Genomic DNA, 16,543 nt, shown 5'->3' with positions numbered 1-16,543 from the left:
TATGTTCCTATCTCAATTTAACGGGCCAAGGTTGCACTTAAATGTCTGCGGGATGCCGAATTGACGACATTCTCTCCCCAGGCGAGCACGGGTGCTAAAACAAAACGATTGGCGGCCAGGCCGCATGTGATGGCCAAGAGGACAGAAATAGCCATAACGATGGATGGGGACAGCGATGTATTGGCTGGCGTAAACCCGATCCTGTCGAGAGCCGCATAGACGGACGGATGACACAGAAAAATGGCGTAGCTTGCACCGCCGAGGGGCGCCAGCCGATTGAGGACAGACCTCTTCATCGCCGAAACCACAAGGAAAACCGTCATGCCTGTGCCGTAGCTGATGGCGTAGCGATACCAAGTCTCCTCAAAGCCGTAGTCATGCGAATAAGCCAGGAGGCAGATGGGGAGAAGCATTGCGTAGAAAGTGCCGACCGCAATCCAGGCACAATATCGACTGTCACGGTTGCGCCCGGCATCTGACGCCTTCCACAGCGATGCCAGAAAGCACACACCCACCATCAGCGGCAGGGCAACCGGCATTTTGATGCCGAGCTTGTATCTTACGAGGGAGAGAATTGCCGCAAAACCAAAAAGCGCAACTGTTGCGGCCGTCACCACCCGCAAATCGGCTGCTCGTCCCATCAGGAACAGCAGCACGCACAGCGCGTAAAAAGTCAGGTTGATCTGCAGGGTCCAGTAGAGTCCCATGACATTTTCCGTCATGAAAAAGCCCTGCAGCATCGTGGCGTTGATGGCGACGACATGGGCCGGGAATATCTTGCCCGGGTCATCCCAGGGCAGCAGCACGCCGAAAAACAGTGACAGCCAGTAGGCGGGATAAAGATGGAAAAACCGATGCAGGACAAAGGCGGTAAGCGGTTTCCGATACCGCATGGCGGCATTTTGCAGCGATGAGAGAATGAAGTAACCGCCGAGCGCGAACAGCACGATCACGCCGAATTTGCCGACATCGAGAAAAACCTTGGTGACATCGAAAAGGGCCCGGGTCACTCCATCAGTATCGCCGCGATTGTGCATCTTCAGGGCCAAATGAGAATAAGCAACGCAAACTGCGGCAAGACCGCGCAACATGTCGAGATTGTAGTTTCTCGGAAGCTTTCCGCTACTTTGAGAAGACATGGGAATCCAAATTTTTTAAAATAAAATAATAAGATCAATGGTGCAGCGGCGGGGCTGCATATCGTTAGGTTTTATATTCGAATATAATTAGCAACGGAGATTCTTTTTTGCAATACGGCATGAATTCCGCGGCGCCGCAAAAAATCACTTGAAACGGCGGTGTTTTCGGTGCTCTTTAAGCCCGATATTCTGATGTTGATTTTTAAATTGTTACTTCCTTCGGCCTGGTCGCCGCCCTTTCACAACCGTTCCTTTTGGTCGGTTCAGCGGTGCCGGTGCCGAAATATAAATTTTAAAGGATATTGAGCGTAGCCCCATGCGAATCCTCCATCTCAGCAGTCTTTACCCGCCGCATATCGTCGGTGGATGCGAACGCTCGGTCGAGCATCTGGCAGAGGAACTAGTTGCCATGGGGCATACGGTGGGTGCCGCCTGCATAGAGCGCCAGGCCGAGGCGAAGTCGGTGCGCAATGGCGTCAGCGTCTACCGCATGTTCCACAACAATGATTTCTGGCTGGAAGACTGGCCGCAATATACGCCGCAGCAAAGGCGGATGCAGAAGATCAGGCAACAGTGGAATTTCAACGTCGAGAAGCAGTTCGAGGCGGTTCTTGACGATTTCAGGCCCGATGTCCTCAACACGCATTCGTTGCTCGATGTTACCACGCTGGTGTGGCGGGCGGCGCATAAGCGCCGCATTCCGATCGTGCATACGATTTGCGAATATGACCTGCTATGCGGCAACGCCGCCATGTTCAAGGGTGGCAAACCGTGCGACCATATTCATCTGGGCTGTCAGGTGGTGAATTTCACAAAGAAATTCACACAGCGTTATATCGGCGCGGTCGCGAGCGTCGGTACGGAAATCCTCAGGACGCATGTCAATCACGGGCTTTTCCACCATATTCCGGAAAGCCTGCGGCGCGTCATATTTTATTCCTGCACGGTCCCGGAAGGCGACCCCGTGGCGCGACGACAGATCGACCGCAGCGGCCAGCCCATGACCTTCGGTTACATAGGCCGCATCAATACGGAGAAAGGCGTCGGCAACATGGTCGATGCTTTCAGGGAAATCGGTCATGGCAACTGGCGCTGTCTGGTGGCGGGCCACGCGATGGACGATTCCATTGAGCGCTTCGAGGCGCAGGCCGGCGATCTGCCGATCGAATTCATCGGCTGGGCGAAACCGAAGGAGTTTTTCGAACAGATCGATGTTCTCATCGTTCCCTCGTTCTGGGCAGAACCCTCACCACGCACGATCTATGAGGCCTATGCGATGGGCGTGCCGGTCATCGGCGCCGCCTCCGGCGGCATTCCGGAACTGATCGGCGAGACCAATCATGACTGGCTGTTCGAACCCGGCAATGCTGCCGATCTGGCTGCCCGTATCCGCCGGGTGCTGACACTGTCACGCGAGCAATTGCCGACGGAAGCCGACTTCGGAAATATTGTCGAGGAATCCACTTCACGTCGGGTAGGCGAGAATTATGTGAAACTCTATGAGGACGTCCTGGCAAAAAGCAGGGCCGCGGCGGCATGACGGGCCGCCGACGGCGCGAGCCTGCTCCCGATGCCGTGAGTGAAGGGTTGAACAGGCCGCACTGGAGCCGGCCATGTTGAAAACGAAGGACGATACCCCCGGCCTTGAGAGGCATTCGGTCACGAGCGCCCTGTGGAGCGCCGTCGGCGGTTACGGCAATGTCTTCCTCTCATTTGCAGTTTTTCTTATCCTCGCGCGTCTGCTGACGCCGGATGAGTTTGGCCTCGTCGCCATCGCCACGGTTTTTGTCGATATCATTCTCGTCATCGCGCGCGGCGGATTGCCGGAGGCGGTGGTGCAGCGGCCTCAACTTGAAGAAGACTATGCGGATACAGCCTTCTGGTTCTCCCTTGGCTGGGGCGCTGCCTTATGCGTTGCGCTGTCCGTGGCGGCACCGTTCCTCGCCGGCCTGTTCGGGCTCGCGGAACTCGGCCCCGTGTTGATGGCGCTTTCTGCGGTGCTCCTGATCATGGGTGCCGGCAGTATCCATGAGGCCCGGCTGCAGCGGGCGTTCGCGTTTCGAAAGCTGGCAATGCGGGCGATTTTTTCCAACATGCTCGCCGGGGCCATTGCGATAGTTCTTGCCCTCCAGGGATGGGGGATATGGGCCATGGTGGCCCAGCGCCTGCTGGCCAGTATCGCAACGACGATCATGAACTGGCTCGCATCAGGCTGGGTGCCGCGCCGCCGTTTCGTCAGGCATTACGCGGCTGACCAATGGAGTTTCGGGTCCAGAATTTTCTCGGCCAGCTTCCTGCTCGCCATGAACCTCAGACTTCAGGAACTGATCGCGGCCATGTTCCTGACGCCGGCTGCCGTGGGTTACATCAGGCTTTCCTGGCGCTGTATCGATCTTGTCAGCCAGTTCGCCGTTATTCCTTTCGGTTCGGTGGCCATGGCGACCTACTCGCAGGCCCATGCACAGAAAGGCTCGGTGGAAGAGGCCTGTCTCGGTTTCATCCGCTTTTCGGGCCTTCTCGCATTTCCGTGTTTTGCCGGCATGGCAGCGGTTGCGCCTATATTCATTCCAGTATTGTTTGGCGAAAACTGGAAACCCGCGGTGCCGGTGCTGCAAATCCTCTGCCTTATTGCCATACCCTTCGTGGTGGAATCCTTCACCTGGGGTGTTCTGGCGGCGATCAAAAGGCCAGGGCTCAATCTCAAAATTTCGGTCCTGCAATTGCTCGCCGGTATCGGACTGAGTTTCCTTGCCGCCCCTTTCGGTCTTTATCCTGTCGCCTGGGCGCATGTCGCGAAAGTGTACGGCGTCTGGCCAGTGGGTGTTTTTTATACCCAGCGTTACGGCGGCGTGGAATTCCAGAAAATCATGCGGGTCATTGCCATCCCGCTCGGTGCATCGATCGTCATGGGAGCGTCCGTATTTGGATTGGAGCAGGTCATCGAGGGTAGATTGCCTCCGATCATCTCTCTCGCATGTCTGGTCGTGGTGGGCGCCTGCATCTACGCGGCGCTGATTTTCGCGGCCATGCCCGCGGTCGCGAAAACCTCGGTCGTAGAGTTGCGCAAAATTCTGTCGCGCCGCTGAAGCGGGGTACATTGCAAACTATTTCGCCGTCATCTCCCATCAGGAAAAGGGCAGCGCCCGCAATTTTTCAGGACCGGGGGAGGCAGGTGGCGGGCGCAGAATATCCCGGAATGCGGCCGGGTGACGGATGGTTTTTAGGGCAAGAGCCAGCAATTGCCTGTTTTTATAGAGCTTTACCATCTCGGCTTTCACCGGTTCCCGGCGTTGCGACAGATTAAGACGCGCCTTTCGCTCAAGAAGGGCGTTGCGCCCGCCGTCCCCCTGCTGCAGCCGCTCGATGAGCATGTCACTCGAGGCGAGTAAGTGCGCATTATTGACGACTGTCTGCGATGTCGAACGCTGACCCGATACTGCGCCGGTGGGCGTGGTGTATAGATAGAGCGCCTCATCAAGAATGGCTGCCCTGCAGCCGGTGAGAATCAATTCGGCATAAAGAAGAAAATCCTCGCCGACGCGAAATGTGTCGTGGTAGCGAAGATTATTCTCCGTAAGCAATTGCTTGCGAAAAACAGGCTTCAGCCATCCCGCGTGGCTGTGCCGGCCTGGGCCATCGTTCTCGCAGAGACTCCGAATTGTCCATTTCGAAAGCGCGTTCTCCATCGCAAAGGCGGGGCCAACGATGGTATCGGCCCCGAGGTCGTAAAGCAGGAGATTGTCAGCGATCATATCGAGGCCGACACGGTCGGATATTTCCGCCAGCCTTTTCAATCGATCGGGAAGGTAGGCGTCATCGGCATCGAGAAGCGCGATCCATTCTCCCCGTGCATGCTCGATGCCGGCGTTGCGGCATGCGGCCGGGCCCGCATTTTTCGGCTGGCGCAAGACCCGGAAGCGCGGGTCGCGCGCAGCGTGGACGTCTGCCATCTCCGCCGTACCGTCGGTGGAAGCGTCGTCGATGATGAGGGCTTCCCAGTCACCGAAGCTCTGTTGGCCAAGGCTTTCTAGTGAGCGCGCCAGGGTTTTTTCGGAGTTGAAGGCCGGAACGAGAATGGAATAACGCATGAAGCCTCTTGCAGTTGGCTGGCCCTGGACCTGAAGCGACGACCGAGCGGGTTATCTGCTGCTGCGGTTTCGCGTGCGAGGCTTGTGGGAAACGCCCGCGGAGCCTCATCGGGGATCAGGGAAAGTGTTCCTGTTTGTATCGGCAGGTCTGACGGGGGCGTCCTGAATGTTTAAATTATGGCCGGTTTTTCCCGGAAATATGCGGCGGTCATTTTAAGTATCCATCTTTTTTAAAGGCAATTTTCTTCAGGAATAAAGTGAAATTTCTCTCGTCAAAACAATAAACGGTTATTCAAACGACATGTTGTATGGCGGTGACAGAAGCGACGGGGTTACACGATAATCGAAAGACCCGATTCCACGATCTTCAGGACCGTCAGCCTGCCGGTGGTAAAAGCACCGGTATCGATGCCTACCCGTTGCGGCCCGGTTTCCGGTTCCGTCACCGGCGTGTGGCCATGGATGACAAGGAGGTCCAGTCCCGCGCCCTGCGACAGAAAAGGTTCCCTGATCCACAGCATGTCCTCATCGGTCTGCGCTTCGAGCGGCAGACCCGGACGCAGGCCGGCATGCACAAAAATATAGGGCCCGATGCGGGCGTAGATCGGCAGATTGGCCAAAAGCTGGCGGTGAGTCTGGGGAATGGCGCCCAGCAGGGCATCCTTGAAGGGTTGAACCCTCAGGCGGCCCTTTTCAATGAAATAATCAATATCCACACCATAGGACAGAAGCGTCTGGCGACCGCCGAAATCCAGCCAGTGCATGTTTTCGCGCGGGTTTTCGAGAAAGTCGCTGAACAACTGCTCGTGATTGCCGCACAGCGCGATGCGGCGCAGTGGCGCAGGCGGCGGCCGCAGCAGATGTTCGAGAACCCCACAGGAATCGCGTCCGCGATCGACATAATCGCCGAGCAGCACGACAAGGGCGGGAGAGGGGTCGCCGGCCAGATCCGCAAGGATTTTTTGTTCTGCCTGCAAAAGCAGATCGAGACTGCCGTGCACATCGCCGATGGCATAGATCGGAAAGGATGTCAGCCTGTCGCCGAGCTCAACTCTGCGCCGTCTCCGCGCCTCGCGGGGGGCTGGTTGTTTACGACCGCGAATCCAGTTGAGCACCTTGGGCATAGCTGCCGATACTGTCTCCCTTACACGAGGTCAAGAGCGTTGGAAGCTGATGCCGCGTCACCCGCCCGAGACAGGAAGTGCCCGGTCAGAATCGCGCTCCCGGCCCCTGCCGGAGGGCTTCGCCAGAAGCGGTTTTTGCGCGGCGGGGCCTCGATCGGCGAGCGGCAGGATACTCTTTTTCGCCTGCAAAGACCATGTGTGCGTCAGACCTAGAGTTTCAGCCAGACACGCGGGTTTTCGTGCGACTGGATCTTGATCCATTTCAGATCCACGGACTTCCACGGTTTGACGACATTGGTGCGATTGTCCAGCACCAAATCCCCTTCAGTGGTGCTGACCACCAGAACCGCGTGGCCGACACCGCTCGGCGTGCGGGCGGTGGCGATGCGCAGGGCGCCGGAAGGCCAGCCGGCACGCAGCAGGCGCTGCCGCTTGCTCACCGCATAGTCATCGCAATCACCGCTTGTCGGGTTCAGCTTCCATTCGTCTTCGCCCTCCAGTTCGCCAACATAGGTTATTGCGGTGTTGATCTCGGAGTTGATGCGCTGAAGCTCCACGCGTTTCTGTTTGGTCAGTTCGATCGTGTCACGATCACCAATGCGCACGCATTGGTCGGCGGCATTGTCGCAGAATTTGGCAAAGGCGATCGGCGCGATCGTGGGACGGCTTGTCGTCATGAATTGGCCGGGCCGCGAGGCCGACGGGTTTTTCGCGAGGCCGCCGAGCTGAACGGCCGGTGCCGTCGTCGCCACGCCTGCCGCCACGCCGATGGCAATGGCCAGACTTGCCGCCACACGGGTTGTTTTCTTCGCCATGTTCTTGCCCCTGCACAGTTGTTTTCCTTATGCCCGGGAACATAGCGATGCTTTCTTGCAGGCCATTTAAGTCGATAGATTGCTTTTTAGTGAAATCCCATTTTTCTCGCGGGAATGCCATCAGTTGCAGCGTGTTCGGCCTTCGGCGTCGACGATACATGTCTGCTGCGGCACGCTGGTTCTCCGGTCGCGCCGCGTGTCCGGGGAGACGCGGCCGGCGGGCGGCCTGTCGTAACTGCGGGGCACTTCGAAATTTCGCCCGCCTATCGTTCCCTGCGCACCACCGCGGCCATCCGGCGCGATCTCGAAATTCTGATATTGCTGGGCAAGTGCCGAACCCGCCAGGCAAGCGGCAAAGATCCATGCGCCGCTCGCAAGGGCCGCCCGAAATGCTGCTGTTGGGTGCCGATGCGCGGTCATTCCGTTTCCTCCGGGGCGCGCGAATGGTCGTCGCCGGCAGCGCCGTTTTCATCTCGCCGTATCGCTGATCATATCATTGATGCTGCAGCTATCGTGAGAAGGATTTGAGGGTTCCGGCGCATGGAATCGCCCGCCGCTGTCTCGTCGTGCGGCCGCCCGATCCATCGGCCTCTGCCTGCCTCACCGGAACATAAAAGGGCCTTTTTCCCGCTGAAAAATTAAGCTCTTCTCCGCTGCATTTATAGGCTTCACAATCCTGTAACAACGGACCTAATATACAAGTGCAGATGCCGAATCGCTCAGGAGAAGCCCTTGACGATTGCAGTTTCACCACAGGCCCTGCCGGCGCTCGTTCTGAACGCAGACTATAGGCCGCTGAGTTATTATCCCTTGTCGTTATGGTCCTGGCAGGACGCGATCAAGGCCGTCTTTCTAGACCGTGTGAACATCATTGCAGAATATGATCATGCGGTGTCGTCACCCAGCTTTTCCATGCGGCTGCCGAGCGTCGTCAGCCTCAAGACCTATGTGCAGCCCACCCGCAACCCCGCTTTCACACGCTTCAACGTCTTCCTGCGGGACAAGTTTGAATGCCAGTATTGCGGGACACGGGACGAATTGACCTTCGACCATGTGATTCCCCGCGCGCATGGCGGCGAAACCACCTGGCACAATGTCGTGGCGGCGTGCTCTCCCTGCAACCTTAAAAAAGGCAGCAAGCTTCCCAAACAGGCGGGCATGTTCCCGGCGCAGAAGCCTTTCCAGCCGACGGTTCAGGACCTGCACAATAATGGGCGTCTGTTTCCGCCCAATTATCTGCATGAAAGCTGGATGGACTATCTTTACTGGGACACCGAGCTGCAGCCCTGAGCTTTCAGGACTGCAAGGCGGTTTTCCGCTTAGCGGCTTTTACGGCTTGCGCCGAAAAAGGCGACTGCCGCAAGTGCCAGACTTGCGATGACATTCCATCCGGCGAACGACAGGCCGAGGACGCGAAGTGCTGCATCATTGCAGGAAGGCGCCTTGATGGCGTTGAGGTTGCCCAACAGGTCGCCGGCATTGGTCGTGATGGAAGGCGCCCCGGTGGCGCAGGTAATCGGCCCCGCCCAGAAACCCCATTCCACACCCGCATGATAGACGCCGAGGCCGGCCCCGATCAGCATGGCCACGCCGATAAGGGCAAGAAGCAGCCGTGTTATTTGAACCGGCAATTTGAAAATGCTGGATGCAATGGCCAAGATGCCAAGCGGAATGGCATAATAATAGGGATCGCGCTGTAGCAGGCACAGCGCGCAGGGCGTGTAACCGCCAATATGCTGGAAACCGAGGGCTGAGCCGACGGTAAAGATCATTCCCGCCGTGACGCCAAGAGCGGCGAGTGTGCGGCTGTTATCGGCGGATGTCGCATTGGCCATGTAAATTTCCCCAAACTTCGCGAAGAAGCAGATATCCCGAACGGGCTTTCAAAAAGGCGGGCGTGATGGCGAAATTAAGTCGCCGATCTCTATGAATGTTACGGGATTCGTCTAATCCAGTCCTCTGCAACTGGCAAATGAAAGCCTGGTAAGAAACGGAGGCGGATAAGCAAGCTTTCGTGAGGACACCAGCCTCTACGCAATCCATCGAAACGGCTTTGAAAAAAGCACCTGGAGCAGGGAAAAATCGAGATGGGTAGGTAATGGTACCCCAAGCCGGGATCGAACCAGCACTCCTTTCGGAACCGCATTTTGAGTGCGGCGCGTCTACCAATTCCGCCATTGGGGCAACGGTGGTAATGTCACGGCGTCTATCACGGGCGAGACCCTGCGTGCAACCCCAAAAGCTGGAAATTTGCGCGTTTGAGCGTGTAACTTCGCGCCTTTCAAATGGCAGCTCATCGTTGCCATTCCCTGGAATTTTAAGCGTTTCGCTGTGCCTGAGCACCAGGTAGGGCGTGGCCGGGCGGGCCGCTGGCTTCCGGTATGGCGCTCGTCGTTTCCCACCATTGGCCGAGAGAGTCGATCAGCGGTACAAGCGTGTTGCCCGCGGGGGTCAGGTCGTATTCGACGCGCAACGGATAACCCTGAAACTCTGTCCGTTGAACGATGCCGGCGTCTTCCAGTTTGCGCAATTCCAGTGTGAGCATCTTATGCGAGATCGTCGCGTTGTCCCTGCGCAGATCGCTGAAGCGTTTTGTGCCATCCTTCAGGTAGTAGATCAGGAGCGTCGGCCAGCGCCCGCTCAGCACCTGCATGACCTCCTCGATGGGGCAGCGGGATACAAGGTCCTTCATCAGTGCCTCGTGGTTACAAAAAGGTTCGTAATTTACTTGGCGCCGCCCGGCGCTAAGTTCAACCCGCTGCGCAGCGCCCTCGAAACTGAGAGTATGGAAAAATGGAACCGATTTTACTTTATGGCTTCCCGGCGGGAAGTTCGATGGGGCTTGTCGCGGCGCTTGAGTGGCTTGGCAAGCCGTACAGGCTTTGCCGGGTGGATATGCTCGGTGAAATGCGGCAGGCAGCCTATAAGCGTATCAATCGACGCGTCGAAACACCCGTCCTTATCACGGACAGGGGCGAGATACTGACCGAGACGATGGCGATCGCTGCATGGCTGGAAACACGCGACACCGAGCGGCGTATCAGTTTCGATCTCCATTCACGGGAGGCCGAGCTGATGCACCAGTTTATGGCGTTCATCAACACCGGCTTCACCGGCGCTTTCACCCCGCTGTGGGTTGCGCTTGAGATGGAGCCGCCGAACCCGGCCCTGCAATCGGCTCTTCGGCAGTATGGAACGGACGCCGTCATCAGACGGCACGACCTGCTGGAGGAGATGATTGGCGTCACCCCCTTTGCAATCGGCGACAGGCCGAGCCTCGCGGATGGAATCCTGGTCGGTGTCGCCCGCTGGCTGGAGATTCACGATGTGGCTGACCCGGGCCGGTGGCCAAAGCTAGCCGCGTTGCGCAGGCGTCTCGAGGCTGATCCCGCTGTTGTCTATGCGAGTGGCCTGGAACGTGGAGAGCCGGCTAAAGGCAATGGAAGCTGCCGGGGCCATGTTGATCTCGCAACGCTTGTCGAACGGTTCGGAAACTGACAAGGGCAGCGTGGACGGATTTTACCGCCCACGCTGTCTCGAAATGATACATCTTCGGTTGCGTTTTCATGATAATTTTAGATAGTTCTAATAAATTAGTATGTACGCAATTGCTAATTGAATTTATAATGACCGGGTGGAGTTTCCACGCGGGGCGGGAGTAGCCAACTCATAGGGAGGAAATTATGAGGGCTTTTTCTCGCAATTTATTATTGTCTGCCTGCCTGATCCTGCCGGTCAACGCCCACGCGCTGGACATAGGGATCGGTGGAGAGAATGGGGTTAATGCGAGCGTGGGTGGTAATGGCAGCGGTGGGCTCGGGGTCGATGCTTCCGTCGGTGGCAGCGGCGGCGTCAACGCCAGTGCCGATGTCGGCGGCAGAAGCGGCGGCGGATTGGGCGCGGATGTCAACGCTTCGGTTGGTGGCAGCAATGGGGTCAATGCGGATGTCAACGCATCCGTCGGCGGTTCCAGCGGGGTCAATGCGGGCGTGAACGCCTCCGTTGGCGGCTCCAACGGCGTCAATGCCAATGTCGGCGCAAATGTCGGCGGATCCAGCGGCCTGGGCGTTGATGTCGGTCTCGGCATTGGCGGTTCAGGTTCTGCGGGCAATCCCGGTAATCCGGGCAATCCTGGAAACCCGGGCAGTCCGGGAAATCCGAACAATCCCGGCAAATCGGGGCCGGTAACGCCTGGCGCCATGCGTAACGCCATTCAGGCTTATAACGACATGTCGCGCACCGAGCAGATCAGGCTCGCCCGGCGTTGCATCGATATTCTGGGTGGTGGATACGATGCAGCTTTGACGCAATTGTGCAAGATGATCCGGACGGCCTCGCGCTGAAGCTGGACCCAACAATCCGGAGGATGCCGTTGGCGTCCTCCGGCCTCAGTTGCCCTTGCGACCAAAGGACAGGATTTTCTGCCGCAGGCTGCGGGCGAGGTTACGGGTGTTGCGATACATGTCCACGTGCGTGGAAACCTGTCGAACGTCCCTGTCACTGTTCTGGGTGAGCCCCACGACAAGCGTGCCCATTTCCTGCCGTTCCTGCCAGAAGCGGCTCATGACAGGATGATCGGGGACGGCGCAGCTGTCACTGCGGAGAATATTGGCGTCGTCCAGATGCCAGTCGGTCAGTTTCTGTACCAGCAGCTTGCCGGGCGAGAATTGCGCGTAATTCTCGTCGAAGGCGGTTTTCCACGTATAGGCCTCGCCAGCGGTGATGAAGACGATCATGGAGGCAATGGCGCTTCCGTTGAGATCGATGGTGTGGATACGCACGGCATCGGCTTCGGCCAGGTTGGTGATCGCCTCACGGGCGAAGGCCGCACGATACCGGTCGTTGACCAGCGCGGTGCGTTTGCGGCCCTTCCAGCCGCTTGCCTCCAGCGCCAGAAATTCCTCCATGCGGTAGCGTATATCCTTCGGCTGGCGGGCAACAGTGTAGGATAACGCGCCCAACCTCTCGAGCTGTCGCCACTGCCGGCGCATTTCCCGCAAATGATGCGGGGCAAGGGCTTTTTGCAGATAAGCCTGGCCATCGAGCAGGCTTTCCAGCATCGGCCGGTGATAATGACCCGTCGTCGTCACCGGCAGGTTGCGGCTGAGCGCGATGGCTCGGAACATGCGGGCAAAAGGCCCCTCCAGCCGCACATCCGGCAGAACCAGAACATTCGGCAGCCGCATGTCCCGGTCGGAAAGGGCGTCGAAAAGGTTATCGAGGGTCTCGGCCGCCCCTTCGGTATCAACCAGCGGCGTCCCGAGCGGCCCGAAAGGATTGGCCCAGACGCGAATAATGGAAGGACCAATGGAAAAACCCGGCTTTTCAACGGTAAAAGGCATCAGAAACCGCATGCGGCTTCGGGCGCCGTTCTCATCGCGAATGAGGGCGAAGCGCACGGTCTTGTCGTCGATACGCGGCATGGCCGGAGCAAGAAGCCGGCCGGTGAAAAAGACGTTTGCCTCCATGACGCGGTTGGAGAGAAAGTCGAGTTCCTCCTGCATGTCGTAACCGAGCTGCCCCGGATAGATGCAGAATTCACGGCCTTCCCGGCCCACACGCCGGCTGCTGTCCGCCACCGGGCGATCACGCTCCGCAGACGCCATGAGCGCCGCGATGCGCGGGTCCTGAAAATCCGGATTCTTTGGATCGCTGGACATGCTTATCGTTACACCGCCTTACCAGTGTTTTGACTCGCCCGGGGGTCGTTGAAGGCAAAAAGGACGATCCCGAGTGTACGGCGTATGGCAACATGCAATAGCACAGCCTCTATGGACATGGCTATCGCCACCGCTGCCGCGGCGCCTGTCAGACCATAGACCGGAATGAGCGCCATGTTGAGTGCAATGTTGCAACCGAAGATGATAATATAAAGCATCACGCACAATTTTTGTTTGCCGGCCATATTCAGCAGCGTCTCTCCGGGGCCGATGAGCGCTTTTGCCAGGAACCCCGCAAACAGGAAGAACATCAGCTCGTAACCCTCTACGAAGCCAGGACCGAACAGCGAAAGCAGGAATGGCCCGGCCAGAAGCACCACGCTGCCAACGGCGAGAGACGGCCAGAAGGCCCAACGTGCGGCCTGGCTGGCGAAGCTCGCAAGCCCCGGCCTGTCATTGGCCGAAATCAGCGCCGCGAGACGTGGTGCGGCCGCCGCCTGGACGGAGAAAAACACGAACTGCATCAACACGATGGTTTTCGCCGCGGCGAAATAGATGCCGACCTGATCCGGCGGCAGATAAAGGCCGACGATCACCACATCGGAATTGGTCATCAGAAAACCGATGCCGTCGATCAGAAAGACCGGAAAGGCAAATCTGATCCAGTGACGAAAATGAACCCTTCGGGCGGCGCTGCGGAAATGTCGGTTGAGCCGGCGGTTCAGGAAGACGAAGTGAAAAATGGTGGTGACATAGGTTGCGAGAAGCGCCGTCAGCATGGCCGTCGTCGCAGTCTTTTCGGCTCCCAGGGCAATGGCCACCAGCATGAACAGGAGGATCAGCACGGGACGTACGATATAGGTGGGGCTAAGGGCGGAGATGGCCCAGCCATTGGCCCGCGCCGTGCCGTTCAACACATCGCCCAGAGCCACCATCGGCAGGGTGAAAAGCGCCAGCGAGACAGGAATGAGATAATAGGCGGCGATGCGCTCGCCAAAGAAATACAGAAAGATGAAACCGCAAAGCGCCAGCGTGCTGGCAGACAGCATGGCGAATACGCGGGCCGTCGAGGTTAGCCCCATGATCTTGTCATGGGCATCTTCCAGACGGTAGCCGGGCAGGAAGCGGATGACGGTGGTGTGGAAGCCGAGACAGGAAAGATTGCCGAACAGGATTACCAGAACCCACACGAAGGCGAAGAGGCCATATTCGAACTCGCCCATCAGGCGGGCAAGGATGATCTGCGATATGAAGGCGATGCCGGCGCTGACGATGCGCACCGCGAAGGCGACGAGCGCCATTCGCTGTGCCCGGGCAACCTCGTCCCTCGCGGAGACAATGAGGGCGATTTTATCGCCCAGCGGCGAAATCTTCGCGCGCAGGCCTGCGGGTAAGGCTTTTTCCGCCGTGCTGAGGATAGCCATGATCCACACGCCATTATTTCCAGTTGAATGGGCAGGCCGATTGTAAGCCCTTCATCCTTAACGAAGCGTTTGGGAGGCGGCTGCGCCTGTCCTGATGTCACCCGCTTCCCGCGGCTTGCGGATGCCGTTGAAGAGGAACAGAGCCAACGGGCTGCGGCGTATCGCCTGGTGCAGAGAGTAAGCCGTGATGGTCGTGGCTGCGACGATGATGGTGAATTCAACGAGTGGCGGCAGGGAGATGAGAATAAAAAGCGTACCCAGAGCGTAAATCAGCGGGTGGTGAAACAGATAGATAGTGAAGGACGCATCCGTCATCCGTCTGGCAAACCGGCTTGGCCGGTCGAAATACCGGCAGGCGAGGTCGATCAGCAGGCGGCTCACCGTTACTGCGGCAATTGCCGACACCAGCACGAGCAGGGCTGAATTCAAAAACGGGCTTTGCAGCCTGAGTGTCACTGCCGCCGCAATGGCGGCCGTCGCTACGATTGCCGTGAGAATACCGGTCTGGCGAAAGCGGTGAAAGAGGGTCCGGTCGCGGTGGAGCAGGGCTCCGACAAGGAAGAAGGGCAGGTAGCGCCCATAGGGGTCGGAAGCGCGCTCATAGAGAGAAAGCAGGCTGCTTTCGGTTTCTGCCGCAATCAGGCTGGAACCATATATCGCCAGCTCCCATAAAATGGGCAGGATGCAGAGTGCGGCGAAAAACACCCCGGCATGTCGCCGCCGCAGCCTGTCGAGCCTGTCTACTGTGCGCGCAAAAGGCGGTCGTTCCAGAAGATACAAGAAAGCGGCAAGCACCACGGAATAGGCGATGAGAGCGGGCAGGAACCACAGATGCATGATCCATTGTTCACTCGGGCGCAGCAGACCCGGCAGGCTCTCAATCAGTCCTTCGGCTGCAATCTCGCCTTTGGCGATACCGGCCAGTCGCAACAGTAAAAGCTGCAGCGGCCCGAGCAGAACGAGCGTCACGACGAAGGGCACGCCGAGGCGGAGGAAACGTTGTCTGAGCCAAGGCACTTTGCCTTTTTTGCCGATGACCATGGTGGAAAAATACCCGGCGACCAGAAAAAACGCCGGCATTCGGAAGGTGACGAGCCCGGCACCGAGCGCGGTCAGGAGCGTGCTGGTCTCAAAATCCTTGATGTCCCAGGGCAGGGCGTAGCTATAGAGCAGTGAGGCATGATAGGGAATGCCGAGCAGCATCAGAAGCGCTCGCAACGGGTCCCAGTAATGTTCATAATCTGAGCTGCTCGGTTGCATTTTCTCCTCGCGTCGCACATGCGATCACGCGTGATCTGCGGTAGCCGACACGACTATTGGTGGAAAACGCTAACAAACCCTTCATGCGCCGGCCGGTGTGGGCGGAGCCTTCTTTTTGGGTAGAAGATCGAGCACCAGCGCGCAGCCGAGGATAATGATGCCCGCGCCGACGAGCTGAGGCAGCGACAGCGGCTCATCCAGCACGAGGGCGCCGATAAGCACCGCCACAACGGTGACTGCAAACTCCACACTGATGGCCTTTGTCGCGCCGATAACCGAGACGAGGCGGAAATAAGTTATGTAGGTGAGGCCGCTCATGACGATGGCCTGGATGAGCAGGTATAGATAGTCGATCGGCGCGGGAATGCGGGGAATTGGAACTGCCAGCAGCAGTGGCAGTGTCATGATGCCACCGGTCATGAATGAGCCGATGGTAATTTCCCATGAACCCACGCCTTTGAGATACCGGCTGGCATAATTGCTGCCGAAGGCCGCGCAGATGCAGGCGGCGACACAGGCGATGCAGCCGATGACAAAGCCGGTCGTGACGGGTACGGCGGGAAAACCCACGAGCAGCACAATGCCGCCGAAGCCCAAAACCAGCCCCACGACACCTTGCCTCGTCAGTCGCTCCACCCCCCAGACCTGCGAGATGAGCATCGAAAAAAGCGGGATGGTCGCGACCAATATTGCGGCCATGGCGGTCCCGACAAGCGGCGTGCCATAAGAAAGGCCGATCAACTGGCCGGCAACGGTGGTTGCGCCCACAATGGCAAAGGCTTGCCAGCTTGCCGAAAACGCCAGTTTGCGTCGCGCAGTTCTCGCGATCAGGAAAAGAGTGGTGGCGGTCACCAGTGACCGCAACGTCACTGCGCCGATCCAGCCGAATGCATCCACAACCTGTAGAAGCAGGAGGAAGGACGCGCCCCATGCGAGTGCGAGAAAAACATAGGCGGCAAGATCGCGAGGGGCCATGGCAGCATTTTCCGGAGGATGATCCGGCTCCCATATTGAAACCCATCATGCCCGTCAA

General features: G+C 58.2%; 16 protein-coding genes and 1 tRNA gene. 5 read left to right on the top strand and 12 right to left on the bottom strand.

Features of this window, described 5'->3' with window-relative positions; translation table 11 throughout:
- Positions 1 to 17 precede the first annotated feature (17 nt).
- A complete protein-coding gene (locus BTN45_RS17135; RefSeq protein ID WP_246751743.1) occupies positions 18 to 1,091 on the bottom strand; it encodes an acyltransferase in 1,074 nt (357 codons plus the stop codon).
- A gap of 364 nt (positions 1,092 to 1,455) precedes the next feature.
- On the opposite strand from BTN45_RS17135, the gene BTN45_RS17130 reads away from it, so the two are divergent.
- The gene (locus tag BTN45_RS17130) at positions 1,456 to 2,679 is read left to right on the top strand and encodes a glycosyltransferase family 4 protein (protein WP_207590198.1); all 1,224 of its coding nucleotides are present in this window, start codon (positions 1,456 to 1,458) and stop codon (positions 2,677 to 2,679) included.
- 73 nt (positions 2,680 to 2,752) lie between these two features.
- Positions 2,753 to 4,225, top strand: coding sequence for a lipopolysaccharide biosynthesis protein (locus tag BTN45_RS17125; RefSeq protein WP_207590196.1), 1,473 nt, complete (start codon positions 2,753 to 2,755; stop codon positions 4,223 to 4,225).
- Positions 4,226 to 4,264: 39 nt separating this feature from the next.
- Here BTN45_RS17125 and BTN45_RS17120 read toward each other — a convergent pair whose 3' ends face one another.
- The 4 genes from BTN45_RS17120 to BTN45_RS17105 all read right to left on the bottom strand — a co-directional run bounded on the left by BTN45_RS17120 (position 4,265) and on the right by BTN45_RS17105 (position 7,586).
- Positions 4,265 to 5,227, bottom strand: coding sequence for a glycosyltransferase family 2 protein (locus BTN45_RS17120; RefSeq protein WP_207590195.1), 963 nt, complete (start codon positions 5,225 to 5,227; stop codon positions 4,265 to 4,267).
- 332 nt (positions 5,228 to 5,559) lie between these two features.
- The gene (locus BTN45_RS17115) at positions 5,560 to 6,351 is read right to left on the bottom strand and encodes a metallophosphoesterase family protein (RefSeq protein WP_022562966.1); all 792 of its coding nucleotides are present in this window, start codon (positions 6,349 to 6,351) and stop codon (positions 5,560 to 5,562) included.
- Between the two features lie 209 nt (positions 6,352 to 6,560).
- Entirely contained in the window at positions 6,561 to 7,166 is a 606-nt protein-coding gene (locus BTN45_RS17110) for a transglutaminase-like cysteine peptidase (protein ID WP_077985734.1), read from the bottom strand.
- A gap of 120 nt (positions 7,167 to 7,286) precedes the next feature.
- Entirely contained in the window at positions 7,287 to 7,586 is a 300-nt protein-coding gene (locus BTN45_RS17105) for a hypothetical protein (protein WP_077985733.1), read from the bottom strand.
- A 312-nt stretch (positions 7,587 to 7,898) separates the two neighbouring features.
- On the opposite strand from BTN45_RS17105, the gene BTN45_RS17100 reads away from it, so the two are divergent.
- Positions 7,899 to 8,456, top strand: coding sequence for an HNH endonuclease (locus BTN45_RS17100; protein WP_003585610.1), 558 nt, complete (start codon positions 7,899 to 7,901; stop codon positions 8,454 to 8,456).
- A gap of 29 nt (positions 8,457 to 8,485) precedes the next feature.
- Here BTN45_RS17100 and BTN45_RS17095 read toward each other — a convergent pair whose 3' ends face one another.
- The 3 genes from BTN45_RS17095 to BTN45_RS17085 all read right to left on the bottom strand — a co-directional run bounded on the left by BTN45_RS17095 (position 8,486) and on the right by BTN45_RS17085 (position 9,858).
- Positions 8,486 to 9,001 carry a disulfide bond formation protein B gene (locus BTN45_RS17095; protein ID WP_003585612.1) on the bottom strand — a complete coding sequence of 172 codons (516 nt, stop codon included), beginning with the start codon at positions 8,999 to 9,001 and terminating at the stop codon, positions 8,486 to 8,488.
- A gap of 264 nt (positions 9,002 to 9,265) precedes the next feature.
- Positions 9,266 to 9,350 (bottom strand) — tRNA-Leu (locus BTN45_RS17090).
- 133 nt (positions 9,351 to 9,483) lie between these two features.
- Positions 9,484 to 9,858, bottom strand: coding sequence for a helix-turn-helix domain-containing protein (locus BTN45_RS17085; RefSeq protein WP_077985732.1), 375 nt, complete (start codon positions 9,856 to 9,858; stop codon positions 9,484 to 9,486).
- A gap of 101 nt (positions 9,859 to 9,959) precedes the next feature.
- Here BTN45_RS17085 and BTN45_RS17080 point away from each other — a divergent pair, with 101 nt between their 5' ends.
- Positions 9,960 to 10,664: a glutathione S-transferase family protein gene (locus BTN45_RS17080; RefSeq protein WP_077985731.1), complete on the top strand. Its 705-nt coding sequence runs from the start codon at positions 9,960 to 9,962 to the stop codon at positions 10,662 to 10,664.
- Between the two features lie 185 nt (positions 10,665 to 10,849).
- Entirely contained in the window at positions 10,850 to 11,509 is a 660-nt protein-coding gene (gene uppQ / locus BTN45_RS17075) for a polysaccharide biosynthesis GNAT family N-acetyltransferase UppQ (protein ID WP_077985730.1), read from the top strand.
- A gap of 45 nt (positions 11,510 to 11,554) precedes the next feature.
- Here the strand turns inward: uppQ and BTN45_RS17070 are convergent, their stop codons facing one another.
- From BTN45_RS17070 to BTN45_RS17055, 4 genes are all read right to left on the bottom strand, one after another.
- Positions 11,555 to 12,826: a GNAT family N-acetyltransferase gene (locus BTN45_RS17070; protein ID WP_077985729.1), complete on the bottom strand. Its 1,272-nt coding sequence runs from the start codon at positions 12,824 to 12,826 to the stop codon at positions 11,555 to 11,557.
- An 8-nt stretch (positions 12,827 to 12,834) separates the two neighbouring features.
- Positions 12,835 to 14,250, bottom strand: a complete 1,416-nt coding sequence (gene uppV, locus BTN45_RS17065) for a Wzx-type polysaccharide biosynthesis protein UppV (RefSeq protein WP_207590193.1) — start codon at positions 14,248 to 14,250, stop codon at positions 12,835 to 12,837.
- Positions 14,251 to 14,307: 57 nt separating this feature from the next.
- A complete protein-coding gene (locus tag BTN45_RS17060; protein WP_207590191.1) occupies positions 14,308 to 15,510 on the bottom strand; it encodes an acyltransferase family protein in 1,203 nt (400 codons plus the stop codon).
- A gap of 81 nt (positions 15,511 to 15,591) precedes the next feature.
- Complete coding sequence (locus tag BTN45_RS17055) at positions 15,592 to 16,485, bottom strand: DMT family transporter (RefSeq protein ID WP_207590190.1); 894 nt, start codon at positions 16,483 to 16,485, stop codon at positions 15,592 to 15,594.
- Positions 16,486 to 16,543: the final 58 nt, after the last annotated feature.

The sequence above is a fragment of the Rhizobium sp. ZX09 genome, assembly GCF_017357485.1.
Classification (GTDB): Bacteria; Pseudomonadota; Alphaproteobacteria; order Rhizobiales; family Rhizobiaceae; genus Agrobacterium; species Agrobacterium pusense.
This window is presented reverse-complemented; position numbering and strand designations above follow the sequence as displayed.